Consider the following 26,396-nt stretch of genomic DNA (forward strand, 5'->3'; position numbering starts at 1 on the left):
AGCTACAAGGTGTTTCGGGAAGAATTGAACGCCCGTTCGATCGGGTGGAATGGTTGAAAACCTATCCAAGAGGAATTTGAAAATGGCAGCAATTACTGCAGCGTTGGTTAAAGAACTGCGCGAGCGTACCGGCGAAGGCATGATGGACTGCAAGAAAGCCCTGGAAAAGGCTGACGGCGACATCGAAAAAGCCATTGATGACATGCGTGCTTCGGGCGCGATCAAGGCTGCGAAAAAGGCTGGCAACGTTGCCGCTGAAGGCGCAATCGCAATCAAGGACGACGGTAAGGCTGCCGTTATCCTGGAAGTGAACTCGCAGACCGACTTCCTCGCTCTGCAAGACGACTTCAAGAACTTCGTTGCTGCCAGCGTTGAAAAAGCTTTCGCTGACAAGCTGACCGACGCTGCTCCGCTGATCGCTTCGCAAGAAGCTGCTCGCGAAGCACTGGTTGCCAAAGTAGGCGAGAACGTCAACATCCGTCGTCTGACCCGTATCGAAGGTGACGTTGTAGGTTCTTACCTGCACGGCAACAAGATCGGTGTTGTTGTGGCTCTGAAAGGCGGTGACGTCGAGCTGGCCAAAGACATCGCGATGCACGTAGCTGCGAGCAACCCTGAGTTCCTGCTGCCTTCGCAAGTTTCGGCTGAAGCGATCGAGCGTGAAAAAGCTGTGTTCCTGCAGCTGAACGAAGAGAAGATCAAAGGCAAGCCAGAAAACATTGTTGAGAACATGGTCAAAGGCCGTATCAGCAAGTTCCTGGCAGAAGCAAGCCTGGTTGAGCAGGCGTTCGTCAAGAACCCTGAAATCAAGGTTGGCGAGCTGGCCAAGAAAGGCGGCGCAGAAATCGTTTCCTTCACCTACTTCAAAGTAGGCGAAGGCATCGAGAAGCCGGTCGACAACTTCGCTGAAGAAGTTGCTGCCCAGCTGGCTGCCGCCAAGCAATAAGACAGTTTTTTCAACTGTCGCCCGAAAGAGGCTGCCCGCTCACGCGCGCAGCCTCTTTTCAGATGGGGTTACCAATTTTTAATTGGTTTCCACTGGGAACTGGCTTACAAAGCCAGGTTCCGATGGCGCTGAAGCAGCGCCAAGCTAGAGTGAACGGCAGCTGTAAAACAGCTTGCACAGAATTTTTTAAATACGCCGCAGGAGAGATTCGCAATGGCTCAGCAGGGCAGTGGTTATCAGGCTCGCTATAAACGCATTCTACTCAAGCTTAGCGGCGAGGCCCTGATGGGCTCGGAAGAGTTCGGGATCGATCCAAAAGTGCTGGATCGGATGGCGCTGGAAGTCGGCCAGCTGGTCGGCATCGGCGTACAGGTCGGTCTGGTGATCGGCGGTGGCAACCTGTTCCGTGGCGAGGCCTTGAGCAAGGCTGGCATGGATCGGGTGACAGGCGACCACATGGGCATGCTGGCCACTGTGATGAACGCCCTGGCCATGCGCGATGCGCTGGAACGTGCCAATATCTCGGCCATCGTGATGTCGGCCATTTCCATGGTTGGCGTGACCGATCACTATGATCGCCGCAAAGCCATGCGCCACCTGAACTCCAAGGACGTGGTGATTTTCGCCGCCGGTACCGGCAATCCGTTCTTTACCACGGATTCGGCAGCCTGCCTGCGTGCCATCGAGATCGACGCTGACGTCGTTCTGAAGGCGACCAAGGTCGATGGCGTCTATACCGCTGACCCGTTCAAAGACCCGCATGCCGAGAAGTTCGATCATCTGACTTATGATGAAGTGCTGGATCGCAAGCTGGGTGTAATGGATCTGACAGCTATTTGCCTGTGCCGCGACCACAAAATGCCGCTGCGCGTATTCAACATGAACAAGCCCGGCGCCCTGCTTAACATCGTGCATGGCGGCGCTGAAGGCACCCTGATCGAGGAAGGTCAACAATGATCAACGAAATCAAGAAAGACGCTCAAGAGCGCATGCAAAAATCCCTGGACTCTCTGGCCCATGCATTCGGCCAGATTCGTACCGGCAAGGCTCACCCAAGCATCCTGGGCAGCGTGATGGTGCCGTACTACGGCGCAGACACTTCCATTACTCAGGTGGCCAACATCACTGTAAAAGACTCCCGCACCCTGCAAGTTGTCGCTTTCGAGCGCAACATGCTGGCGGCCGTCGACAAAGCGATCCAGAGCGCCGGTCTGAACCTGAACCCGACCAACCTGGGTGAACTGCTGCTGATCTCCATGCCGGCCCTGACCGAAGAAACCCGTAAAGGCTTCACCAAGCAGGCGCGTGCTGCAGCCGAAGATGCGCGTGTTGCTGTGCGCAATATCCGTCGTGATGCGCTGGGCGATCTGAAAAAACTGGTCAAGGATAAAGAAATCAGCGAAGACGAAGAGCGTCGTGCCACCGCTGATATCGACAAGCTGACCAAAGACTTCGAGGCCCAGATCACCAAGGCCACGGACGAGAAAGAAAAAGACCTGATGGCCGTATAAGGGTCGAGTTTTAAATGGACAAGACCAAGCAGTCTGCGCCGTCCGCGGTGCCGCGCCATGTCGCGATCATCATGGATGGCAATAATCGCTGGGCGAAAAAACGCTTTATGCCGGGTGTTGCCGGGCATAAGGCCGGCGTGGATGCTGTGCGGGCAGTGATCGAGGTGTGCGCCGAGGCCAAGGTCGAAGTGCTCACCCTGTTCGCCTTCTCCAGTGAGAACTGGCAGCGTCCGGCCGATGAGGTCAGTGCCTTGATGGATCTGTTTTTCAAGGCACTGCGTCGTGAGGCCAAGCGCCTCAACGACAACAACATCAGCTTGCGCATCATCGGCGATCGCTCGCGCTTCCATCCTGAACTTCAGGCGGCGATGCGCGAAGCAGAAGCCATGACGGCCGGCGCCAACCGCTTCATCCTGCAGATCGCCGCCAACTACGGCGGTCAGTGGGATATTGCCCAGGCGGCGCAGCGTCTGGCGCGTGAAGTCCAGGCCGGGCATTTGCGCCCGGAAGACATCACTCCGGATCTGCTGCAGACCTGTCTGGCCACCGGCGACCTGCCGTTGCCGGACCTGTGCATCCGCACCGGTGGCGAGCACCGCATCAGTAACTTCCTGCTGTGGCAACTGGCATACGCCGAGTTGTACTTCTCCGACCTGTTCTGGCCGGACTTCAAACACGAAGCCATGCGCACCGCGCTGGCCGATTTCGCTTCGCGCCAGCGTCGCTTCGGTAAAACGAGCGAACAGGTCGAAGCTGGAGCCCGGGTTTAATGCTTAAACAACGAATCATCACTGCGCTGATCCTGCTGCCGATCGCTTTGTGCGGGTTTTTCCTGCTCGAAGGATCCGGTTTTGCGCTGTTCATCGGTCTGGTCGTGAGCCTGGGCGCCTGGGAATGGGCGCGTCTGGCAGGCTTTACCGCGCAGTCGTTCCGTGTCGGCTTTGCCGCTGTCGTCGCGCTGATGCTGTTCGTCATGTACGTCCTGCCGGGCCTCGCCCCTTGGGTGTTGGGCGCTTCGGTGTTGTGGTGGGCGGTGGCGACGTACCTGGTGCTGACCTATCCGCGCTCGAGCGAGCACTGGTCCACGGCGGCCACCAAACTGGTGATCGGCTTGCTGATCCTGCTGCCGGCCTGGCAAGGGCTGGTGCAGATCAAGCAGTACCCATTGGGTAACTGGCTGATCATGGCCGTGATGGTGCTGGTCTGGGGTGCCGACATCGGTGCCTATTTCTCCGGCCGAGCCTTCGGCAAGCGCAAGCTGGCGCCGCAAGTCAGCCCGGGTAAAAGCTGGGAAGGCGTTTACGGTGGCCTGGCGCTGAGTCTGGTGATCACTGCGATCGTCGGCCTGGTTCGCGACTGGACGGTGGCTGAACTGCTCAAGGGGCTGATCGGCGCTGCGTTGATCGTATTCATTTCGGTGGTGGGCGATCTCACCGAAAGCATGTTCAAGCGTCAGTCCGGCATCAAGGACAGCAGCAACCTGCTGCCCGGTCATGGCGGTGTGCTTGATCGCATCGACAGCCTGACCGCTGCGATCCCGATTTTCGCTGTATTGCTGTGGATGGCTGCACCGTGAGCCGCCCGCAACAGATTACCGTTCTGGGAGCCACCGGCTCGATCGGTCTGAGCACCCTCGACGTCATCGCTCGGCATCCCGAGCGTTATCAGGTTTTCGCCCTGAGCGGCTTCACGCGCCTGAGCGAGTTGCTGGCCTTGTGCATCCGCCATGTGCCGCAGTTTGCCGTGGTGCCGGAAGTGGCGGCGGCGCGCGGTTTGCAGGACGACCTGCGGGCTGCCGGTTTGCCCACTCGCGTATTGGTCGGGGAGGAGGGTTTGTGCCAGGTCGCCTCCGCGCCCGAAGTCGATGCCGTGATGGCCGCCATCGTCGGTGCCGCGGGCCTGCGCCCGACGCTGGCGGCGGTGCAGGCCGGGAAGAAAATCCTTCTGGCCAACAAAGAAGCGTTGGTGATGTCCGGCGCGCTGTTCATGCAGGCCGTGCACAAGAGCGGCTCGGTGTTGCTGCCGATCGACAGCGAACACAACGCGATCTTCCAGTGCATGCCGCAGGATTTTGCCCGCGGGCTGGGTGTGGTCGGCGTGCGGCGGATTTTGCTAACGGCATCGGGCGGTCCGTTCCGCCAGACACCGATGAGCGAGCTGGCGCATGTCTCGCCTGATCAGGCGTGTGCGCACCCGAACTGGTCCATGGGGCGCAAGATATCGGTGGACTCGGCCAGCATGATGAACAAGGGCCTGGAGTTGATCGAGGCCTGCTGGCTGTTCGACGCCAAGCCGTCGCAGGTCGAGGTGGTGATCCATCCGCAGAGTGTGATTCACTCGCTGGTCGACTATGTGGATGGCTCGGTATTGGCGCAGTTGGGCAACCCTGACATGCGCACGCCGATTGCCAACGCATTGGCCTGGCCTGAGCGGATCGACTCGGGTGTGGCACCGCTGGATCTGTTTGCCGTTGCGCGCCTGGATTTCGAGGCACCGGACGAACAGCGCTTCCCTTGTCTGCGCTTGGCGCGACAGGCGGCGGAGGCCGGCAACAGTGCGCCGGCCATGCTCAATGCGGCCAACGAAGTGGCGGTCGCGGCGTTTCTCGACGGGCGCGTGGGTTATCTGGAAATCGCGAGTATCATCGAGGACGTGTTGAATCTTGAGCCTGTGATTGCGCTTGAGGATCTGGATGCGGTGTTTACCGCAGACGCGAAAGCGCGGATTCTGGCCGAACAGTGGCTGAATCGTCACGGCCGATAGCCGTTGCAGAACCATGGCTCCACGCGGCACTGAACAGGATTGCGGAGAAAGTAGATGAGCGCGCTCTATATGATTGCCGGCACCCTGATCGCTTTGGGTGTACTGGTCACCTTTCACGAATTCGGCCATTTCTGGGTCGCGCGTCGCTGTGGCGTCAAGGTTCTGCGTTTTTCCGTGGGCTTCGGCATGCCCCTGCTGCGCTGGCACGACAAGCAGGGCACCGAGTTTGTCGTCGCCGCGATTCCGCTGGGCGGCTACGTCAAAATGCTCGATGAGCGTGAGGGCGAAGTCCCGGCCGATCAGCTTCATCAATCCTTCAATCGCAAATCGGTTCGCCAGCGCATCGCTATTGTCGCAGCGGGACCGATCGCCAACTTCCTGCTGGCTCTGGTGTTTTTCTGGGTGCTGGCCATGCTCGGCAGCGAGCAGATCCGTCCGGTCATCGGTGCCGTCGAGTCCGGCAGCATCGCGGCCAAGGCCGGTTTGAATGCCGGTCAGGAAATCGTCGCCATCGATGGCGAGCCGACTTCCGGCTGGGCGGCGGTCAATTTGCAGTTGGTTCGTCGTCTTGGGGAAAGTGGTTCCCTGCAGTTGCTCGTGCGTGAGCAGGGGTCTACCGCGGATACGCCGCGCGAATTGGCGCTGGATCACTGGCTCAAAGGGGCTGATGAGCCTGATCCGATTCGCTCGCTGGGTATTCGCCCATGGCGGCCGGCGTTGCCGCCGGTGCTGGCCGAGCTTGATCCAAAAGGTCCGGCGCAGGCCGCTGGTCTGAAAACCGGAGACCGCCTGTTGTCGCTCGATGGCCAGGCGCTGGGTGACTGGCAGCAGGTGGTCGATACCGTTCGTACGCGTCCTGATACCAAAATCTTGCTGCGCGTCGAGCGCGACGGTGCTCAAATCGACGTCCCGGTGACCCTGGCAGCACGCGGTGAAAGCAAGGCGCCAAGCGGTTATCTGGGGGCTGGCGTGAAAGCTGTGGACTGGCCGCCGGAAATGATCCGCGAGGTCAGTTATGGCCCGTTGGCCGCGATTGGCGAGGGTGCCCGGCGTACCTGGACCATGAGCATCCTGACGCTGGACTCACTGAAGAAAATGCTGTTTGGCGAGCTCTCGGTAAAAAACTTGAGTGGGCCGATAACCATTGCTAAAGTGGCGGGCGCTTCTGCCCAGTCGGGCGTTGCTGATTTCCTGAATTTCCTTGCTTATCTGAGTATTAGCCTGGGGGTTCTGAATTTGCTGCCCATTCCTGTACTGGATGGGGGGCATTTGTTGTTTTATCTGATTGAGTGGGTGCGTGGTCGCCCCTTGTCGGATCGGGTGCAAGGTTGGGGGGTGCAGATCGGTATCAGTTTGGTGGTCGGAGTGATGTTGCTTGCTCTGGTCAATGATCTGGGTCGACTGTAAAGCTTCGCTGAATTGCGAATCTGCCGCATTTTGCGGCAGTTTGTTTATTGCCAGTTGGAATAAGAAAGGACTTCATGAAACGTCTGCTGCTAACTGCGGTTCTCACCGTATTGATGATCGCCGAAGTTCACGCCGAGTCCTTCACTATCTCTGATATTCGCGTCAATGGCCTCCAGCGGGTCTCCGCGGGTAGCGTCTTTGGTGCCTTGCCGTTGAACGTCGGCGAGCAGGCGGATGATCGTCGCCTGGTGGAATCCACTCGTGCGTTGTTCAAAACCGGTTTCTTTCAAGATATCCAGCTGGGCCGCGAAGGCAACGTTCTGGTGATCACGGTCGTCGAACGTCCGTCGGTCGCGAGTATCGAGATCGAAGGCAACAAGGCGATCTCTACCGAAGACCTGATGAAAGGCCTGAAGCAGTCCGGTCTGTCCGAAGGCGAGATTTTCCAGCGCGCCACCCTCGAGGGTGTCCGTAACGAACTGCAACGTCAGTACGTTGCCCAGGGCCGTTACTCGGCGACCGTCGATACCGAAGTGGTTTCGCAGCCGCGTAACCGTGTGGCGCTGAAAGTGAAGATCAACGAAGGCACCGTGGCTGCCATCCAGCACATCAACGTGGTGGGTAACACGGTCTTCCCTGATGACGATCTGATCGACCTGTTCGAGCTGAAAACCACCAACTGGCTGTCGTTCTTCAAGAACGACGACAAGTACGCCCGTGAAAAACTCTCCGGTGACCTGGAGCGCCTGCGTTCCTACTACCTGGACCGTGGCTACATCAACATGGATATCGCTTCGACCCAGGTGTCCATCACTCCGGACAAGAAGCACGTCTATATCACCGTCAACATCACCGAAGGCGAGAAGTACACCGTTCGTGACGTCAAACTCAGCGGTGACCTGAAAGTGCCTGAAGACCAGGTCAAGTCGCTGTTGCTGGTGCAGAAAGGCCAGGTGTTCTCGCGCAAGCTGATGACCACCACTTCCGAACTGATCACTCGCCGTCTGGGTAACGAGGGTTACACCTTCGCCAACGTCAACGGCATACCTCAGCCGCATGACGATGATCACACCGTGGACATCCTGTTCGCCGTCGATCCGGGCAAGCGCGCCTACGTCAACCGCATCAACTTCCGTGGCAACACCAAGTCCGAGGACGAAGTGCTGCGTCGTGAAATGCGTCAGATGGAAGGTGGCTGGGCTTCGACCTACCTGATCGACCAGTCCAAGACCCGTCTTGAACGTCTGGGCTTCTTTAAAGAAGTGAACGTCGAGACGCCGGCTGTTCCGGGTGTCGACGACCAGGTTGACGTGAACTACGCCGTTGAAGAACAAGCCTCCGGTTCGATCACCGCCAGTGTCGGTTTCGCCCAGAGCGCCGGTCTGATCCTCGGTGGTTCGATCACTCAGAACAACTTCCTGGGTACTGGTAACCGTGTGAGCGTGGGCCTGACCCGCAGCGAATACCAGAGCCGCTACAACTTCGGCTATGTTGACCCCTACTGGACCGCCGATGGCGTGAGCCTGGGCTACAACGCGTTCTATCGCACCACCGACTACAAAGACCTCGACGTCGACGTAGCGAGCTATGCGGTAGACAGCCTGGGTGCCGGCGTCAACGTTGGCTACCCGATAAGCGAGACTTCGCGTCTGACCTTCGGTCTGTCCGCTCAACAGGACAAGATCAAGACCGGTACGTACACCGTTGACGAGATTTTCGACTTCGTTAAGAAGGAAGGCGACCAATACCTGAACTTCAAGGCATCGGCCGGCTGGTCCGAGTCCACCTTGAACAAGGGCGTACTTCCGACCCGTGGCCGTTCCCAGAGCCTGACACTGGAATCCACCATTCCTGGCAGCGATCTGTCGTTCTACAAGCTTGATTACCGTGGTCAGCTGTTCCAGCCGATCACCGAGAACTACACCCTGCGTCTGCATACCGAGCTGGGTTATGGCGACGGCTATGGTTCGACCGACGGCTTGCCGTTCTATGAAAACTACTATGCTGGTGGTTTCAACTCGGTTCGCGGCTTCAAGGACAGCACCCTCGGCCCACGCAGTACGCCAAGTAAGGGTACCAACCCTGGCACCTTGGCAGACCCGGACCAGGATCCGCTTCCATTCGGTGGTAACGTCCTGATTCAGGGCGGTGTCGAGGTTCTGTTCCCGCTGCCATTCGTCAAGGATCAGCGCTCCCTGCGTACCTCGGTATTCTGGGACGTGGGTAACGTGTTTGACTCGCAGTGCAAGGATACTGTGAACGCCGACGGTTCGAAGTCCAGCACCAGGTGCAACGACATCAGCCTGAGCAACATGGCCAGTTCTGTCGGTGTTGGCGTGACCTGGGTAACCGCACTGGGGCCTTTGAGCTTCGCGTTGGCCATGCCGATCAAGAAACCGGATGACGCTGAAACTCAAGTGTTCCAATTCTCCCTCGGCCAGACGTTCTAAGCGTCTGACCCAAGATAACGACAATGGATTTTGTAGGAGTGCATCGTGCGTAAGTTGACTCAATTGGTTCTCCTGGCCTCCGTACTGGTGGCAGGCCCGGCGTTCGCCGACATGAAAATCGCCGTTCTGAACTATCAGATGGCATTGCTGGAATCCGATGCGGCCAAGAAATACGCCGTGGATGCCGAAAAGAAGTTCGGTCCGCAGCTGACCAAACTCAAGACGCTGGAAAGCAGCGCCAAGGGCATTCAGGACCGTCTGATGGCCGGTGGCGACAAAATGCAGCAGGGCGAGCGTGAGCGTCTGGAGCTTGAATTCAAGCAAAAGGCCCGTGACTTCCAGTTCCAGTCCAAGGAGCTGAACGAAGCCAAGGCAGTTGCCGATCGCGAAATGCTCAAGCAACTGAAGCCGAAACTGGATAGCGCAGTGGAAGAAGTCATCAAAAAAGGTGGTTTTGACCTGGTGTTCGAGCGTGGCGCAGTGATCGATGTCAAACCTCAGTACGACATCACGCGCCAGGTTATCGAGCGCATGAATCAGCTGAAGTAACCCATGACCGTGACTATCAAGCTCGGCCAGTTGGCCGAGTTCCTCGGCGCCACCCTGCGTGGCGACCCCGAGACGCAAATTACTGGGCTAGCCACCTTGCAGGAGGCTGGCCCAGCTCAGTTGAGCTTTCTGGCAAATCCTCAATATCGCAAATACCTGGCAAGTTCCCAGGCGGCTGCGCTATTGCTCAAGGAAGCCGATGCCGAAGGTTTTGCCGGTAACGCGCTGGTGGTGCCGGATCCTTATCTGGCTTACGCCCGTATCTCTCACCTGTTCGATCCCAAACCGAAAGCCGCTGCGGGTGTTCATCCCACGGCGGTGATTGCGCCGGATGCGCTGGTTGATCCAAGCGCCAGCATTGGCCCGTTCGTGGTGATCGAGGCCGGTGCGCGCATCGGTGCGCAGGTCACCCTGGGCGCCCATTGCGTTATCGGTGCCCGCAGTGAAATCGGCGAGGGCGGCTGGCTCGCCCCGCGGGTCACGCTGTACCACGACGTGCGCATCGGCAAGCGTGTGGTGATCCAGTCCGGTGCCGTGCTTGGCGGTGAAGGCTTCGGCTTTGCCAACGAGAAAGGTATCTGGCAGAAGATCGCCCAGATCGGCGGCGTGACCATCGGCGACGATGTCGAGATCGGCGTGAACACCGCCATCGACCGTGGCGCGTTGGCAGACACCGTGATCGGCAACGGCGTGAAACTCGACAACCAGATCCAGATCGCACACAACGTTCAGGTCGGTGATCATACCGCCATGGCGGCGTGTGTCGGTATCTCCGGCAGCACCAAAATCGGCAAGCATTGCATGCTCGCCGGTGGTGTCGGCCTGGTTGGGCACATCGATATTTGCGACAACGTTTTCCTGACCGGGATGACCATGGTGACCCACTCGATTACCGAGCCAGGCGCCTATTCTTCCGGCACAGCCATGCAACCGGCGGCCGAATGGCGCAAAAGCGCGGCCCGCATCCGTCAGCTCGATGACCTCGCGCGACGTTTGAAGCAGCTGGAAAAGCGCGTCGGGGAAGTGACCCCCGGCAGCAATGCTTCATCTGATGGCTGATACCATTTCCATATCAAGTGTGCACAGCCTCTAGACTGCCTCCTTGATTTGCTAGAGGAGTGCGCGTCAGTCGCGCTCCCAATCTTTACATAGGCTTCCCCCCGAAATGATGGACATCAACGAGATTCGCGAATACCTGCCTCACCGTTACCCGTTCCTGCTGGTGGATCGGGTGGTGGAACTGGACACTGAAGGCAAGCGCATTCGCGCCTACAAGAATGTCAGCATCAATGAGCCATTCTTCAACGGCCACTTTCCGGCGCACCCGATCATGCCGGGCGTCCTGATCATCGAAGCGATGGCCCAGGCTGCCGGGATCCTCGGTTTCAAAATGCTCGACGTGAAACCGGCCGATGGCACCCTTTACTACTTCGTCGGTTCCGACAAACTGCGTTTCCGCCAGCCAGTGCTGCCGGGCGACCAGTTGATCCTGGAAGCCAAGTTCATCAGCTGCAAGCGTCAGATCTGGAAATTCGAATGCCAGGCTTCGGTCGATGGCAAGCCGGTCTGCTCGGCTGAAATCATCTGTGCGGAACGCAAGCTATGAGTTTGATTGACCCTCGCGCAATCATCGATCCGTCGGCCGTTGTGGCTGACGGCGTCGAGGTCGGCCCGTGGTCGATCATCGGCGCAGGTGTGGAAATCGGCGAGGGTACTGTGATCGGACCGCATGTGGTCCTCAAAGGCCCGACCCGCATCGGCAAGCACAATCGCATCTACCAGTTTTCCTCGGTCGGTGAAGACACCCCTGACCTGAAGTACAAGGGTGAGGAAACCCGTCTGGTGATCGGTGACCACAACGTCATTCGCGAAGGCGTGACGATTCACCGTGGCACCGTTCAGGATCGGTCGGAAACCACCCTTGGCGATCACAACCTGATCATGGCCTATGCCCACATCGGGCATGACAGCGTGATCGGCAACCACTGCATTCTGGTCAACAACACCGCGTTGGCCGGGCATGTGCACGTTGACGACTGGGCGATTCTTTCCGGTTTCACCCTGGTGCATCAGTACTGCCACATCGGCGCCCACAGCTTTTCCGGCATGGGCACTGCCATCGGCAAGGATGTTCCGGCATTCGTCACCGTGTTCGGCAACCCGGCCGAAGCACGCAGCATGAACTTCGAAGGCATGCGCCGTCGCGGTTTCAGCGAAGACGCGATTCATGCGCTGCGTCGCGCTTACAAAACCGTGTATCGCCAGGGCCTGACCGTGGAGCAAGCGTTGGCCGAATTGGCCGAGCCTGCTGCGCAGTTCCCGGAAGTTGCGCTGTTTCGTGACTCGATCCAGTCGTCGACTCGCGGCATCACCCGCTGATCATGGCCAGTCTGCGTATTGCGCTGGTGGCGGGAGAGGCTTCCGGTGACATTCTGGGCGCCGGCCTCATGCGCGCCCTCAAGGCTCAACACCCGGCGGTCGAGTTCATCGGTGTCGGCGGTCCGTTGATGCAGGCCGAGGGCCTGACGTCTTACTTCCCCATGGAACGTCTGTCGGTGATGGGCCTGGTGGAAGTGCTCGGGCGGCTGCGCGAGTTGCTCAAGCGCCGCAAGGACTTGATCGCCACGTTGATTGCCGAGAAACCGGATGTGTTCATCGGCATCGACGCTCCCGATTTCAACCTCAACATCGAACTCAAGCTGCGTCAGGCCGGGATCAAGACCGTGCATTACGTCAGCCCTTCGGTGTGGGCGTGGCGCCAGAAGCGTGTGCTGAAGATTCGCGAAGGCTGCGATCTGATGCTCACCCTGTTGCCGTTCGAAGCAAAATTCTACGAAGAGAAGGGCGTGCCGGTGCGGTTCGTCGGTCACACGCTGGCCGATACCATTCCGCTGCAGGCAGATCGCGCCGCAGCGCGTGCCGAACTCGGCCTGCCTGACGGGCCGCTGGTGGCGTTGATGCCAGGCAGTCGCGGTGGCGAAGTTGGCCGTCTCGGTGCGCTGTTCCTGGATACGGCCGAGCGTTTGCGAGCCATGCGGCCGGGGCTGCGCTTCGTCATCCCGTGCGCCAATGCCGAGCGTCGCGCTCAGCTCGAAGAGTTGCTGGTTGGCCGCGACTTGCCGGTCACCCTGCTCGACGGCAAATCGCATCTGGCCCTGGCAGCGTGCAACGCAGTGCTGATCGCCTCCGGCACGGCGACGCTTGAAGCCTTGTTGTACAAGCGGCCAATGGTCGTCGCCTATCGTCTGGCGCCGCTGACCTTCTGGATTCTCAAACGCATGGTCAAGAGCCCATACGTGTCACTGCCGAATCTGTTGGCCCAGCGGCTGTTGGTGCCGGAACTGTTGCAGGATGATGCGACGGTGGAGGCATTGGCCCAGACCTTGGCGCCGCTGATCGAAGGCGGCGAAGAGCAGACCCGAGGCTTCGACGAGATCCACCGCACACTGCGGCTGGATGCTTCCAATCAGGCGGCGGATGCCGTCCTCAACCTGATCGGGCAGAAACCATGAGCAAAACGATGCAGATGGGCCTGGATTTCACCCTGGTCGCCGAAGTCGAAGAACTGGTGGCCGGTGTCGACGAAGTCGGTCGCGGCCCGTTGTGCGGCGCGGTGGTGACGGCGGCGGTGATCCTCGATCCGAACCGGCCGATCCTCGGCCTCAACGACTCGAAGAAACTCACCGAAGCCAGGCGCGAGAAGCTCTACGACGAGATCATCGAGAAATCCCTGAGTTGGTGCATCGCCCGCGCCGAAGTCGAGGAAATCGACGAGCTGAACATCCTCCATGCGACCATGCTCGCCATGCAGCGCGCGGTGGCCGGTCTGCATATTCAGCCGAAACTGGCGATGATCGACGGTAACCGCTGCCCGAAACTGCCGATGCGCGCCGAAGCGGTGGTGCAGGGTGACGGCAAGGTACCGGCCATCGCTGCCGCGTCGATTCTGGCCAAAGTCAGCCGCGACCGTGAAATGGCTGCATTCGAATTGATCTACCCGGGGTACGGCATCGGCGGTCACAAAGGCTATCCGACGCCCGTTCATCTGGAAGCGCTGGCGCGGTTGGGGCCGACGCCGATTCACCGGCGCTCGTTCGCCCCGGTGCGTCAGGCCTACGAGGCGCTGGAAGGTCTGATGCAGGTTTAGGCGCAAGGCTGATGTTTTGTTCGAGGCCCGGTACAATCCGGGCCTTGTTGTCTCTATGTAACTGGACAGGATCACTATGCCGGCTTCATTCGTTCATCTACGCCTGCACACTGAATACTCCCTGGTCGACGGGCTGGTGCGGATCAAGCCACTGGTCAAGGCGCTGACCGGCATGAACATGCCGGCGGTGGCGGTCACCGATCAGAACAACATGTGTTCCCTGGTCAAATTCTATAAAAACACCATGGGCGCCGGCATCAAGCCGATCTGCGGCGCCGACCTGTGGCTGTCGAACAAGGATCCGGACGGGCCATTGAGCCGGATCAGCCTGTTGGTGATGAACGCCAAGGGTTATCGCAATCTCACCGAGTTGATCTCGCGCGGCTTCATCGATGGTCAGCGCAACGGCATGATCATCATCGAGCGCGAATGGGTCGCCGAGGCCAATGAAGGCCTGATCATGCTGTCCGCCGCCAAAGAAGGCGAGATCGGCATGGCCATGATCAGTGGCAACCCGGACGAAGCCGAGACCCTGGCGCGCGAATGGATGGCGGTGTTTCCGGATCGTTTCTATCTGGAAATCCAGCGCACCAATCGCCCCAACGATGAAGAGCAGTTGCACGGTGCCGTGGCCCTGGCCGACAAGCTCGGCGCGCCGCTGGTGGCGACCAACGATGTGCGCTTCATCAAACAGGAAGACTTCGCTGCCCACGAAACCCGCGTGTGCATCGGCGAAGGCCGCGCGCTCGACGATCCGCGGCGTTCGAAGAATTACAGCGATCAGCAATACCTCAAAAGCGCCGAGGAAATGGCCGAGCTGTTCAGCGACATTCCCGACGCCATCGAAAACACCGTCGAGATCGCCAAGCGCTGCAACATCGAAGTGAAGCTGGGCACGCACTTCCTGCCCAACTTCCCGATCCCCGATGGCATGACCATCGACGAATACTTCCGCAAAGTGTCCTTCGAAGGTCTTGAAGAACGCCTCGCGGTGCTGCTGCCCAAGGACACCACGGAAGACTACGAAGCCAAGCGTCAGGTCTACGTCGATCGCTTGAATTTCGAGCTGGATATCATCATCCAGATGGGCTTCCCCGGTTACTTCCTGATCGTGATGGACTTTATCCAGTGGGCCAAGAACAACGGCGTGCCGGTAGGTCCTGGCCGGGGCTCGGGTGCCGGTTCGCTGGTGGCTTACGTGCAGAAGATCACTGACCTTGATCCGCTGGAATACGACCTGCTGTTCGAACGTTTCCTTAACCCGGAACGGGTATCGATGCCCGACTTCGACGTCGACTTCTGCATGGACGGTCGTGACCGGGTGATCGATTACGTGGCCGAGAAGTACGGTCGCAACGCGGTAAGCCAGATCATCACCTTCGGTTCCATGGCCGCCAAAGCTGTGGTGCGCGACGTGGCGCGGGTGCAGGGCAAGTCCTACGGCCTCGCGGATCGCCTGTCGAAGATGATCCCGTTCGAAGTCGGCATGACCCTGGAAAAAGCCTACGAACAGGAAGAGATCCTGCGTGACTTCATCAAGGTCGATGAAGAAGCGGCGGAAATCTGGGAGATGGCGCGCAAGCTCGAGGGCGTGGTGCGGAACGTCGGCAAGCACGCCGGTGGTGTGGTGATCGCGCCGACCAAGCTGACCGACTTCTCGCCGATCTATTGCGATGAGGCCGGTGACGGTCTGGTAACCCAGTTCGACAAGGACGACGTGGAGGCCGCCGGTCTGGTGAAGTTTGACTTCCTCGGCCTGCGGACCCTGACGATCATCGACTGGGCGCTGAAAACCATCAACCGCGACCGCGCCAAGGTCGGCGAAGAGCCGCTGGATATCGCGTTCATTCCGCTCGACGACAAACCGACGTACAACCTGCTGCAGAAAGCTGAAACCACCGCGGTGTTCCAGCTTGAATCGCGCGGCATGAAAGAGCTGATCAAAAAGCTCAAGCCCGACTGCCTGGAAGACCTGATCGCACTGGTGGCACTGTTCCGTCCGGGCCCGCTGCAGTCCGGCATGGTGGACGACTTCATCAACCGTAAGCACGGTCGCGCCGAACTGGCGTACCCGCACTCGGACTACCAGTACGAAGGCCTCAAGCCGGTATTGGCGCCGACGTACGGCATCATCCTGTATCAGGAACAGGTGATGCAGATCGCCCAGGTCATGGCCGGTTACACCCTCGGTGGTGCGGACATGCTGCGGCGAGCCATGGGTAAGAAAAAACCCGAGGAAATGGCCAAGCAGCGTGGCGGCTTCATTGAAGGTTGCGCGACCAACAATATCGACGCCGACCTTGCCGGTAACATTTTCGACCTGGTGGAGAAATTCGCCGGTTACGGCTTCAACAAATCCCACTCCGCCGCCTACGGCCTGGTGTCGTACCAGACCGCTTGGCTGAAAGCGCATTACCCGGCGCCATTCATGGCCGCGGTACTCTCGGCGGATATGCACAACACCGACAAGGTCGTGACCTTGATCGAGGAAGTGCGCACCATGAAGCTGCGCCTCGACGCGCCGGACGTGAACACTTCCGAGTTCAAGTTCACGGTGAACGACGACGGCCGCATCGTCTATGGCCTCGGCGCAATCAAAGGTGTCGGCGAAGGTCCGGTGGAAGCGATCACCGAGGCGCGTCAGGACGGTCCGTTCAAGGATCTGTTCGACTTCTGCGCCCGGGTCGACCTCAAACGCATCAACAAGCGCACGCTGGACGGTCTGATCCGCAGCGGCGCGCTGGATCGCCTCGGTCCGTACTTCCACGATGAGCAAAAGGCTTATCAGGCCAACATCGACCGCAACCGCGCGGTGCTGCTGGCGGCGATGGAAGAGGCGATCAAGGCTGCTGAACAGACCGCCCGTACCCACGACAGTGGCCACGCCGACCTGTTTGGCGGGCTGTTTGTCGAAGAAGATGCCGACGTTTACGCGACGCACCGCAAGGCCAAGGAACTGACCCTCAAGGAACGCCTCAAGGGTGAGAAAGACACCTTGGGCCTGTACCTGACCGGTCACCCGATCGACGAGTACGAGGGCGAGATTCGCCGTTTCGCCCGGCAGCGCATCATCGACCTGAAACCGGCTCGCGACACGCAAACCGTGGCCGGGATGATCATTGCCCTGCGGGTGATGAAGAACAAGAAGGGCGACAAGATGGGCTTCATCACCCTCGATGACCGCTCGGGGCGGATCGAAGCGTCGCTGTTCGCCGATGCGTTCCACTCCGCGCAGTCGCTGTTGCAGACCGACGCGATGGTGGTGGTCGAGGGCGAAGTCAGCAACGACGACTTCTCCGGCGGCCTGCGCCTGCGGGTCAAGCGGGTGATGAGCATGGAAGATGCGCGCACCAACCTGGCCGAAAGCCTGCGCCTGAAGCTGCACACTCAGGACTTGAAAGGCGATCAGCTACGCTGGTTGGGTGAGCTGCTCAAGCGTCACCGCGGGGCGTGCCCGATCACCATGGAGTACACCAGTCCCGATGCGAAGACCTTGCTGCAGTTTGGCGAGACCTGGCGAATCGACCCGGCGGATGCGTTGATTCAAGCCCTGCGTGACCAGTTCGGGCGAGACAACGTCTTCCTCCAATACCGTTGACCGGCAAGTGCCATGATTGCGCTTGCTCACAACCTGAATTTTTAATCTCGACCTCAGCGCGCCTCTCCCTTAAGGTAGGGCGCGAATAGACAACCGGCCGGCCCAAGCTCATTTGGGACACGACCCAAGACGGACGCCTATGAACCCGAATTTTCTAGATTTCGAACAGCCGATCGCCGACCTGCAAGCCAAGATCGAAGAGTTGCGCTTGGTCGGTAATGACAATTCGCTGAATATCGGCGATGAGATCTCCCGCCTGCAGGACAAGAGCCGCACGCTGACCGAAGACATTTTCGGCAAGCTGACCAGCTGGCAGATCGCACGCCTGGCGCGTCACCCGAAACGCCCGTACACCCTGGACTACATCGAGCACATTTTCACCGAGTTCGACGAACTGCACGGTGACCGTCACTTCTCCGACGACGCGGCCATTGTGGGCGGCGTGGCACGTCTGGAAGACCAGCCGGTGATGATCATCGGCCACCAGAAGGGCCGCGAAGTGCGCGAGAAAGTTCGCCGCAACTTCGGCATGCCGCGTCCGGAAGGCTACCGCAAGGCCTGCCGTCTGATGGAAATGGCCGAGCGTTTCAAGATGCCGATCCTGACCTTCATCGACACCCCGGGTGCCTATCCTGGTATTGACGCTGAAGAGCGTAACCAGAGCGAAGCGATTGCCTGGAACCTGCGCGTGATGTCGCGCCTGAAGACCCCGATCATCGCCACCGTTATCGGTGAAGGTGGTTCCGGCGGTGCACTGGCGATCGGTGTCTGCGATCAGCTGAACATGCTGCAATATTCGACCTACGCGGTGATCTCGCCGGAAGGTTGCGCTTCGATTCTGTGGAAAACCGCCGAAAAAGCACCGGATGCCGCTGAAGCCATGGGCATCACCGCCGAGCGCCTGAAAGGCCTGGGCATTGTCGACAAGGTGATCGGCGAACCACTGGGCGGCGCTCACCGTGATCCGGCCGCTGCCGCTGCCTCGATCCGTGCCGAACTGAGCTCGCAACTGGCGATGCTGAAGAAGTTCGACAACGAAGCGCTGCTCAAGCGTCGTTACGATCGTCTGATGAGCTACGGTCTCTAAGTCGACTGCGCAGTACCCCTGTAGGAGCTGCCGCAGGCTGCGATCTTTTGATTTTGCTGTATCAAGATCAAAAGATCGCAGCCTGCGGCAGCTCCTACAGGGTTCTTTATGAAGCGACCCTCTCTATGAATCCTTCGAAGAGTGATTTGCCATCTCGGCTTATGTCGAGCCTTGAGCCCTGGCGCAACGCCGCTCAGTGGCGCATCGCCTTCTCCGGTGGTCTGGATTCCACCGTCCTCCTGCATCTGCTGGCCCATCTCGCTAAACACCATTCCCTGCCAGCGCTCAGCGCCATCCATATCCATCACGGTCTTCAGGCTGCGGCCGATGCGTGGCCGGCGCATTGTCAGTCGGTCTGCGATGCGCTGGGCGTTTCTTTGCAAGTGATTCGGGTGACGGTGCAACCCGGCGCCAGTCTGGAGCAGGCAGCGCGGGAGGCGCGTTATGCGGCGTTCACCTCGCTGACCGAGGCGGATGAGGTGCTGCTGACCGGGCAGCATCGCGATGATCAGGCCGAAACCCTGTTGTTTCGCCTGATGCGCGGCGCCGGTGTTCGCGGACTTTCGGCGATGCCGGCGCAGCGACCGTTGGGGCAGGGCACGCTGCTGCGGCCAATGCTCGATATCACGCGCTCCGAGCTTGAGGCTTACGCACGCGCGCATCAGTTGCACTGGATCGAAGACCCGTCGAACCAGGATCGGCAGTTCTCCCGCAACTATCTGCGCCATCAGGTGCTACCGTTGCTCACCGCGCGCTGGCCGCAGGCGCAGGCGAGTATGGCGCGCAGCGCGGCGCACCTGCGTGAGGCGCAAGGCTTGCTCGACGAGCTGGCGCAGCTCGATCTGGCGCAAGCCGCCACGCCGAGCGAGTTTTCATGGCTGGGCCTGCCGTCGCTGGAGCTGGCACCGCTGGCGAATTTGTCCGCCGCTCGTCAGCGCAACGCAGTCAGCCACTGGCTGGAACCGCTGACACGCCTCCCCGACACTGACCATTGGTCGGGTTGGGAGGACCTGTGCGGTGCTGCCAACGATGCATCCCCGGTCTGGCGTCTGGCCGATGGCGAACTGCATCGCAGCGCAGGGCGGATATGGTGGTTGAGTGGTAACTGGCTGCGCGTGCCGACGGGCAGTGGTGAGTGGCCTGACCCGTCGACAGCGCTGCGCTTGGCGAATAACGGGCGTGTCATGTTCGGCGGGCAGACTCCCGTCGGGCCATTGCGGATTGGCTATCGGCAGGGCGGTGAAGTGATGCACCTGGCGGAGCGCGGGCACCGCGATCTCAAGCGCCTGCTCAATGAGCGCGCGGTGCCGGCCTTTGTCCGTGGCAGATTGCCGCTGCTGTTTCGTGGCGCAGAATTGCTCGCCGTGGCGAACCTGCCGGGGCTTGACGGGCAGGAGTCGGACGGCTGGAAATTGCATTGGCAGCCAACAGACGAAGATCAAGGTTTGAGATGAAAGGGGCATTCCGGTAGACTACGCTCCCTTCTTGATACAACTTCTGTGGATTCGCCTGAATTGCAGGAGTTGCCGATTACCAAGCAGTCTTTGCTGGGCGATTCCAAAAAATGTGTAGCGAGCAACGTACCGGTGTTTCATCTGCCGGTCTGTCCCAACGCGGCGGTTTTTTTGAAAGGTGCACTGTGATTAATGCAGGTGATCGGGGGCTTCGGCCTTCCTTCGCTTTCCCCGGCGGCTCGTACCGCTTTAACGCAGACTTCTAGGGTTTTTCATGACGCGCTACATATTCGTCACGGGCGGTGTTGTTTCTTCATTGGGGAAAGGCATTGCCTCGGCTTCATTGGCAGCCATCCTGGAGGCGCGGGGACTTAAGGTCACCATGCTCAAGCTGGATCCGTACATCAACGTCGATCCGGGCACCATGAGCCCGTTCCAGCACGGTGAAGTGTTCGTCACCCACGACGGCGCCGAGACCGACCTGGACCTGGGCCACTACGAGCGGTTCATCCGCACGACCATGACCCAGAACAACAACTTCACCACTGGCCGTGTCTACGAGCACGTGCTGCGCAAAGAGCGCCGTGGTGACTATCTGGGTGCAACCATCCAGGTGATTCCGCACATCACCGACGAAATCAAGCGCCGCATCATCAAGGGTGCCGGCGATGCCGACGTGGCCCTGGTGGAAATCGGCGGTACCGTTGGCGACATCGAATCGCAACCGTTCCTCGAAGCCATCCGTCAACTGCGTGTGGAAGTCGGTTCCAAGCGCGCGATGCTGATGCACCTGACGCTGGTTCCGTACATCGCCACCGCTGGCGAGACCAAGACCAAGCCAACCCAGCACTCGGTCAAAGAGCTGCGTTCGATCGGCCTGCAGCCAGACGTGCTGATCTGCCGCTCCGATCATCCGGTGGATGTGTCGTCGCGTCGCAAGATCGCGCTGTTCACCAACGTTGAAGAGCGTGCGGTGATCTCGCTGGAAGACGTCGACACCATCTACAAGATCCCGGCCGTGCTGCACGCTCAGGGTCTGGACGATTTCGTCGTCGAGCGTTTTGGCCTGCAATGCAATGGCGCCGACCTGTCCGAGTGGGAAAAGGTCGTCGATGCCAAGCTCAATCCAGAGCACGAAGTCACCATCGCGATGGTCGGCAAGTACATGGAACTGCTGGACGCCTACAAGTCGCTGATCGAAGCGATGAGTCACGCCGGCATCACCAACCGTACCAAGGTCAACCTGCGTTACATCGATTCCGAAGACATCGAGAACCAGGGCACTGCGCTGCTCGAAGGTGTCGACGCGATCCTCGTTCCGGGCGGCTTCGGTCTGCGCGGCGTCGAAGGCAAGATCACGGCCGTTCAGTACGCTCGTGAAAACAAGGTTCCGTACCTGGGTATCTGCCTGGGCATGCAAGTGGCGGTCATCGAGTTCGCCCGTAACGTGCTGGGCTGGAAAGATGCCAACTCCACCGAGTTCGATCGCGCCAGCGGCCATCCGGTCGTGGGTCTGATCACCGAGTGGGAAGACGCCACCGGCGCCGTTGAAGTGCGTACCGAAGCGTCCGATCTGGGCGGCACCATGCGCCTCGGCGCTCAGGAATGCCTGCTCGAAGCCGGCTCCAAGGTGCACGATTGCTACGGCAAGGACGTGATCGTTGAACGTCACCGCCACCGCTACGAAGTGAACAACAACCTGCTGCCACAAATCATCGAAGCCGGCCTGAAAATCTCCGGTCGCTCCGCTGATGCCGCGCTGGTTGAAGTGGTCGAAGCGCCGGATCATCCATGGTTCGTCGCTTGCCAGTTCCACCCGGAGTTCACCTCGACTCCACGTGACGGTCACCCGCTGTTCAGCGGTTTCGTAAAAGCTGCGTTGGCTCAACACCAGAAGAAGGCGTAACCCGATGGCACAGAAGATCATCCGCGTCGGCGACATCGAGATTGCCAACGACAAACCCATGGTGCTGTTCGGCGGCATGAACGTGCTGGAAAGCCGTGACATGGCCATGCAGGTTTGCGAAGAGTATGTGAAGGTCACCGAGAAACTCGGCATTCCTTACGTGTTCAAGGCCAGTTTCGACAAGGCCAACCGGTCTTCTGTGACCTCGTATCGCGGCCCTGGCCTGGAAGAAGGCATGCGCATCTTCCAGGACATCAAACAAGCCTTCGGCGTGCCGATCATCACCGACGTCCACGAGCCTGATCAGGCCGCGGTCGTCGCTGAGGTCTGCGACATCATCCAGCTGCCGGCCTTTCTGTCGCGCCAGACCGATCTGGTCGTCGCGATGGCCAAGACCAACGCAGTGATCAACATCAAGAAAGCCCAGTTCCTCGCGCCTCAGGAAATGAAACACATCCTGAACAAGTGCGTGGAAGCGGGTAACGATCAACTGATTCTCTGCGAGCGTGGTTCGAGCTTCGGCTACAACAACCTCGTGGTCGACATGCTCGGCTTCGGCATCATGAAGCAGTTCGAGTACCCGGTATTCTTCGACGTGACCCACGCGCTGCAAATGCCTGGCGGTCGTGCCGACTCCGCCGGCGGTCGCCGTGCGCAGGTTCTGGATCTGGCCAAGGCGGGCATGAGCCAGGCGCTGGCCGGTCTGTTCCTCGAAGCGCACCCGGACCCGGACAACGCCAAATGCGACGGCCCTTGCGCCCTGCGTCTGGACAAACTGGAGCCATTCCTGGCCCAGCTCAAAGCCTTGGACGAACTGGTGAAGAGTTTTCCGACGGTAGAAACCGCGTAAACCTCAATTCTCCGGTAAAGTACCGCACGATTTGTCGCACATGCCCTCGGGCATGTGCGTTGTCGTCTGCAAGCTGCCCGCTGCACCCCACTTGCCGACGGTAAAAAGATTTCCTCTAGCTGCGTCGTTTTCGTCAACTTTGGAGTGTTTACAACAATGGCAAAAATCGTCGACATCAAAGGTCGTGAAGTTCTCGACTCCCGTGGCAATCCCACCGTGGAAGCGGACGTGCTTCTCGACAACGGCATCATCGGCAGCGCCTGCGCGCCGTCCGGTGCATCCACTGGCTCGCGTGAAGCGCTCGAGCTGCGTGATGGCGACAAGAGCCGTTACCTGGGCAAAGGTGTGCTCAAGGCGGTAGCCAACATCAACGGTCCGATCCGCGATCTGCTGCTGGGCACTGACCCAAGCGACCAGAAAGCCCTCGACCACGCGATGATCAAGCTCGACGGTACCGAAAACAAGGCAACCCTGGGCGCCAACGCCATCCTCGCCGTATCCCTGGCTGCGGCCAAGGCGGCTGCGCAGGACCAGGACCTGCCACTGTACGCACACATCGCCAACCTGAACGGCACTCCGGGTGTGTACTCGATGCCGGTGCCGATGATGAACATCATCAACGGTGGCGAGCACGCCGATAACAACGTCGACATCCAGGAATTCATGGTGCAGCCGGTTGGCGCCAAGACCTTCTCGGAAGGTCTGCGCATGGGCACCGAGATTTTCCACCACCTCAAAGCCGTGCTGAAGGCCCGTGGCCTGAGCACCGCCGTTGGCGACGAAGGCGGTTTCGCACCGAACCTGGCGTCCAACGAAGACGCGCTGAAAGTGATCTCCGAAGCCGTGGCCAACGCCGGTTACAAGCTGGGCACCGACGTGACCCTGGCGCTGGACTGCGCAGCCAGCGAGTTCTTCGAGGACGGCAAGTACAACCTGTCCGGCGAAGGCCAGGTGTTCACCGCTGAAGGTTTCGCCGATTATCTGAAAGGCCTGACCGAACGTTATCCGATCATCTCGATCGAAGACGGTCTGGACGAGTCCGACTGGGCCGGCTGGAAGATCCTCACCGACAAGATTGGCGAGAAGACCCAACTGGTTGGCGACGACCTGTTCGTGACCAACACCAAGATCCTGAAAGAAGGCATCGTTAAAAAGATCGCCAACTCGATCCTGATCAAGTTCAACCAGATCGGCACCCTGACCGAAACCCTGGAAGCCATCCAGATGGCCAAGGCTGCCGGTTACACCGCGGTGATCTCGCACCGTTCGGGCGAAACCGAAGATTCGACCATTGCCGACTTGGCCGTGGGTACCTCGGCTGGCCAGATCAAGACCGGTTCGCTGTGCCGTTCCGACCGCGTTTCCAAGTACAACCAACTGCTGCGTATCGAAGAGCAGTTGAATGGCAAGGCCAAGTACAACGGTCGCAGCGAGTTTCGCGGCTGAGCAGTAAATGATAGAAAGACACCGGATTGTGTCGGAAAAGTCGTGACAGCGATGGATTTGCCACTAATCTGATGCCTTATATGCACAAGCCTGGATCTTCCAGGCTTCGTGCTATCAGACGTTTCAAAGTTTTCGCGTGGCTGTCTTTTTTCACTGGATACCTGATATTCGATGCGCAGTCCTTACTGGTTGTTTCTCGTTCTGCTCTTGCTGCTGGCCGGTCTGCAGTACCGCCTGTGGGTGGGCAATGGCAGTCTGGCGCAGGTCGCCGAGCTGAAGCAGCAGATTGCTGATCAGCACGCCGAGAACGAAGGCCTGCTGGAGCGCAATCGGGTGATGGACGCTGAAGTCAGCGAATTGAAGAAAGGCATGGAGACCGTGGAAGAGCGGGCTCGCCATGAGCTGGGCATGGTCAAGGACGGTGAAACCCTTTACCAGCTCGCGCAATGATCGATTCCCTGCCGGCCTTCTGGGCCGTGATTCCTGCCGCGGGCGTCGGTGCCCGAATGGCCGCGGACCGTCCCAAGCAATACCTGCAACTGGGCGGGCGCACAATTCTCGAACACAGCCTCGGCTGTTTCCTTGATCACCCACGCCTCAAAGGGCTGGTGGTCAGTCTTGCTGTTGATGATCCTTATTGGCCGAACCTGGCCTGCGCCAGCGACTCGCGGATTCAGCGGGTCGAGGGCGGCGCGGAGCGTTCCGGGTCGGTGCTCAACGCCTTGCTGCATCTGCACGCGCAAGGTGCCGACGATGAGGACTGGGTGCTGGTACACGATGCGGCGCGGCCTAACCTGAGTCGCGATGATCTCGACAAGTTGCTGGCGGAACTGGCGGATGACCCGGTAGGCGGCTTGCTGGCAGTGCCGGCCCGCGACACCCTGAAGCGGGTCGACAAGCAGGGTCGGGTGGTCGAAACCGTCGACCGCAGCGTGATCTGGCAAGCGTATACGCCGCAGATGTTCCGCCTCGGAGCGCTGCACCGAGCCTTGGCGGACAGTCTGGTGGCCGATGCGCTGATTACCGATGAAGCCTCGGCGATGGAGTGGGCCGGTCTGGCGCCGCGCCTGATCGAAGGACGGGCGGACAACCTCAAGGTCACCCGGCCGGAGGATCTGGAGTGGTTGCGTCAGCGTTGGGCTAACCGTCGCTGAGTGCTGTATTGCCTGTTCTGCCGCCTTCGCGAGCAAGCTCGCTCCCACATTTGATTCGCGCCTGACACCCAATCTGCATCCACTGCAGATCCCCTGTGGGAGCGAGCTTGCTCGCGAAGACGGCTGCTCAGGCACCGCATAACTCAGCCCCGATACTCCGGCCGCTCGGCCAACCCTTCCTTCAAAAAATCCACCAGCTTGCGCACCTTCGGCGACAGATGTCGCTGCTGCGGATACAACGCCCACACCGCCGTATTCGGCGGCTGATGCGCCTCCAGCAGCGAAATCAGCGCGCCGCTGTGCAAATGCTCCAGCACGTAATAGTCCGGCAACTGGCACAGCCCGACCCCTTGCAGCGCTGCATCCAGCACCGCCTGCCCACTGTTGCAGCGCCAGTTTCCCTGCACGCGCTGGGAAAATTCCCGCCCGTTCTGCTCCAGTTGCCACAGATCCGAACTGCCGATCAGGCAATTGTGCCGGCTCAGTTCCGACAAGCTGTGTGGGCGTCCGTACCGTTCCAGGTAGGACGGAGACGCGCACAGGTACATCCGACGCGGCGCCAGGCGGGTGGCGACCAACCGAGAATCCTGCAGGCGACCCAGACGGATCGCCAGATCCAACCCTTCATGCACCAGATCGAGTTGGCGGTTACTCAGCTCGATGTCGACGCGCAGTTGCGGGTATTGCCCCATGAAGCGCGTCACCAGCGGCACGATAAACCGCTCGCCATAGGCTACGGCGCAGGTCATGCGCAGCATGCCTTTCGGTTCACTGGTCAGGTCGCCGACCGCGCGCAGGGCTTCTTCGCGACCGTCTTGCAAGCGCTGGCAATGCTGCAGAAAGGTCTGTCCGGCTTCGGTCAGGGTCACACGACGGGTGCTGCGGTAGAGCAGGCGTGTCTGCAATCGATCCTCCAGCCGTACGATTTGTCGACTGATGTGTGAGGAAGAAACCCCAAGGCGTTCGGCCGCAGCGGTGAATTGACTGCATTCGGCGACGGCGACGAACTCGTCGATACCTTCCCAGCGGTTATCGGACATTTGATTATCCCTGTACAGCAATAATATTTTGCATTTGTCCGGATTATTAATCAAATGGTGCTGAACTACACTGCCGGTCTGGTTTTTT

Annotated in this window: 23 protein-coding genes; 22 read left to right on the forward strand and 1 reads right to left on the reverse strand. The window is 59.7% G+C overall.

The window, feature by feature from the left end; translation table 11 throughout:
* Positions 1 to 82: 82 nt before the first annotated feature.
* From tsf to ispD, 22 genes are all read left to right on the forward strand, one after another.
* Positions 83 to 946, forward strand: coding sequence for a translation elongation factor Ts (tsf, locus tag ABV589_RS20705; protein ID WP_003222121.1), 864 nt, complete (start codon positions 83 to 85; stop codon positions 944 to 946).
* 213 nt (positions 947 to 1,159) lie between these two features.
* Positions 1,160 to 1,903, forward strand: coding sequence for a UMP kinase (pyrH, locus tag ABV589_RS20710; protein ID WP_003222124.1), 744 nt, complete (start codon positions 1,160 to 1,162; stop codon positions 1,901 to 1,903).
* Complete coding sequence (gene frr, locus ABV589_RS20715; protein ID WP_003222127.1) at positions 1,900 to 2,457, forward strand: ribosome recycling factor; 558 nt, start codon at positions 1,900 to 1,902, stop codon at positions 2,455 to 2,457. The genes pyrH and frr overlap by 4 nt, the downstream gene beginning before the upstream one ends.
* A gap of 14 nt (positions 2,458 to 2,471) precedes the next feature.
* Positions 2,472 to 3,227, forward strand: a complete 756-nt coding sequence (uppS, locus tag ABV589_RS20720; protein ID WP_003222128.1) for a polyprenyl diphosphate synthase — start codon at positions 2,472 to 2,474, stop codon at positions 3,225 to 3,227.
* Positions 3,227 to 4,033, forward strand: coding sequence for a phosphatidate cytidylyltransferase (locus tag ABV589_RS20725; RefSeq protein ID WP_007964272.1), 807 nt, complete (start codon positions 3,227 to 3,229; stop codon positions 4,031 to 4,033). The genes uppS and ABV589_RS20725 overlap by 1 nt, the downstream gene beginning before the upstream one ends.
* A complete protein-coding gene (ispC, locus tag ABV589_RS20730) occupies positions 4,030 to 5,220 on the forward strand; it encodes a 1-deoxy-D-xylulose-5-phosphate reductoisomerase (protein ID WP_367083353.1) in 1,191 nt (396 codons plus the stop codon). The genes ABV589_RS20725 and ispC overlap by 4 nt, the downstream gene beginning before the upstream one ends.
* Before the next feature lie 54 nt (positions 5,221 to 5,274).
* Positions 5,275 to 6,627, forward strand: coding sequence for a sigma E protease regulator RseP (gene rseP / locus ABV589_RS20735; RefSeq protein WP_047601293.1), 1,353 nt, complete (start codon positions 5,275 to 5,277; stop codon positions 6,625 to 6,627).
* Positions 6,628 to 6,701: 74 nt separating this feature from the next.
* Positions 6,702 to 9,077, forward strand: a complete 2,376-nt coding sequence (gene bamA, locus ABV589_RS20740; protein WP_367083355.1) for an outer membrane protein assembly factor BamA — start codon at positions 6,702 to 6,704, stop codon at positions 9,075 to 9,077.
* 45 nt (positions 9,078 to 9,122) lie between these two features.
* A complete protein-coding gene (locus tag ABV589_RS20745; protein WP_003222140.1) occupies positions 9,123 to 9,626 on the forward strand; it encodes an OmpH family outer membrane protein in 504 nt (167 codons plus the stop codon).
* Positions 9,627 to 9,629: 3 nt separating this feature from the next.
* Positions 9,630 to 10,685: a UDP-3-O-(3-hydroxymyristoyl)glucosamine N-acyltransferase gene (lpxD, locus tag ABV589_RS20750; RefSeq protein ID WP_007964276.1), complete on the forward strand. Its 1,056-nt coding sequence runs from the start codon at positions 9,630 to 9,632 to the stop codon at positions 10,683 to 10,685.
* 106 nt (positions 10,686 to 10,791) lie between these two features.
* Complete coding sequence (fabZ, locus tag ABV589_RS20755; RefSeq protein WP_003222142.1) at positions 10,792 to 11,232, forward strand: 3-hydroxyacyl-ACP dehydratase FabZ; 441 nt, start codon at positions 10,792 to 10,794, stop codon at positions 11,230 to 11,232.
* Positions 11,229 to 12,005 (forward strand): acyl-ACP--UDP-N-acetylglucosamine O-acyltransferase, encoded by a 777-nt coding sequence (lpxA, locus tag ABV589_RS20760; RefSeq protein ID WP_123587099.1) that lies wholly within the window; start codon positions 11,229 to 11,231, stop codon positions 12,003 to 12,005. Before fabZ ends, lpxA begins: the two co-directional genes overlap by 4 nt.
* The gene (lpxB, locus tag ABV589_RS20765; RefSeq protein WP_226500661.1) at positions 12,005 to 13,138 is read left to right on the forward strand and encodes a lipid-A-disaccharide synthase; all 1,134 of its coding nucleotides are present in this window, start codon (positions 12,005 to 12,007) and stop codon (positions 13,136 to 13,138) included. Before lpxA ends, lpxB begins: the two co-directional genes overlap by 1 nt.
* Before the next feature lie 8 nt (positions 13,139 to 13,146).
* Positions 13,147 to 13,773 carry a ribonuclease HII gene (gene rnhB / locus ABV589_RS20770; protein WP_007964282.1) on the forward strand — a complete coding sequence of 209 codons (627 nt, stop codon included), beginning with the start codon at positions 13,147 to 13,149 and terminating at the stop codon, positions 13,771 to 13,773.
* Between the two features lie 76 nt (positions 13,774 to 13,849).
* A complete protein-coding gene (gene dnaE / locus ABV589_RS20775) occupies positions 13,850 to 17,371 on the forward strand; it encodes a DNA polymerase III subunit alpha (RefSeq protein WP_007964283.1) in 3,522 nt (1,173 codons plus the stop codon).
* A 139-nt stretch (positions 17,372 to 17,510) separates the two neighbouring features.
* Positions 17,511 to 18,458, forward strand: a complete 948-nt coding sequence (locus ABV589_RS20780; RefSeq protein ID WP_064586192.1) for an acetyl-CoA carboxylase carboxyltransferase subunit alpha — start codon at positions 17,511 to 17,513, stop codon at positions 18,456 to 18,458.
* Positions 18,459 to 18,583: 125 nt separating this feature from the next.
* Positions 18,584 to 19,912 carry a tRNA lysidine(34) synthetase TilS gene (tilS, locus tag ABV589_RS20785; protein ID WP_367083358.1) on the forward strand — a complete coding sequence of 443 codons (1,329 nt, stop codon included), beginning with the start codon at positions 18,584 to 18,586 and terminating at the stop codon, positions 19,910 to 19,912.
* 274 nt (positions 19,913 to 20,186) lie between these two features.
* Positions 20,187 to 21,818 carry a CTP synthase gene (locus ABV589_RS20790; RefSeq protein ID WP_003222153.1) on the forward strand — a complete coding sequence of 544 codons (1,632 nt, stop codon included), beginning with the start codon at positions 20,187 to 20,189 and terminating at the stop codon, positions 21,816 to 21,818.
* Between the two features lie 4 nt (positions 21,819 to 21,822).
* A complete protein-coding gene (gene kdsA / locus ABV589_RS20795) occupies positions 21,823 to 22,668 on the forward strand; it encodes a 3-deoxy-8-phosphooctulonate synthase (RefSeq protein ID WP_007964290.1) in 846 nt (281 codons plus the stop codon).
* Positions 22,669 to 22,824: 156 nt separating this feature from the next.
* Complete coding sequence (gene eno / locus ABV589_RS20800; RefSeq protein WP_367083359.1) at positions 22,825 to 24,114, forward strand: phosphopyruvate hydratase; 1,290 nt, start codon at positions 22,825 to 22,827, stop codon at positions 24,112 to 24,114.
* A gap of 171 nt (positions 24,115 to 24,285) precedes the next feature.
* A complete protein-coding gene (gene ftsB, locus ABV589_RS20805) occupies positions 24,286 to 24,564 on the forward strand; it encodes a cell division protein FtsB (protein ID WP_007964293.1) in 279 nt (92 codons plus the stop codon).
* Positions 24,561 to 25,268, forward strand: coding sequence for a 2-C-methyl-D-erythritol 4-phosphate cytidylyltransferase (ispD, locus tag ABV589_RS20810; RefSeq protein WP_367083361.1), 708 nt, complete (start codon positions 24,561 to 24,563; stop codon positions 25,266 to 25,268). The genes ftsB and ispD overlap by 4 nt, the downstream gene beginning before the upstream one ends.
* Before the next feature lie 143 nt (positions 25,269 to 25,411).
* Here the strand turns inward: ispD and ABV589_RS20815 are convergent, their stop codons facing one another.
* Positions 25,412 to 26,308, reverse strand: a complete 897-nt coding sequence (locus ABV589_RS20815; RefSeq protein ID WP_367083362.1) for a LysR substrate-binding domain-containing protein — start codon at positions 26,306 to 26,308, stop codon at positions 25,412 to 25,414.
* Between the last annotated feature and the right edge of the window lie 88 nt (positions 26,309 to 26,396).

The sequence above is a fragment of the Pseudomonas sp. HOU2 genome (assembly GCF_040729435.1).
Lineage (GTDB): Bacteria > Pseudomonadota > Gammaproteobacteria > Pseudomonadales > Pseudomonadaceae > Aquipseudomonas.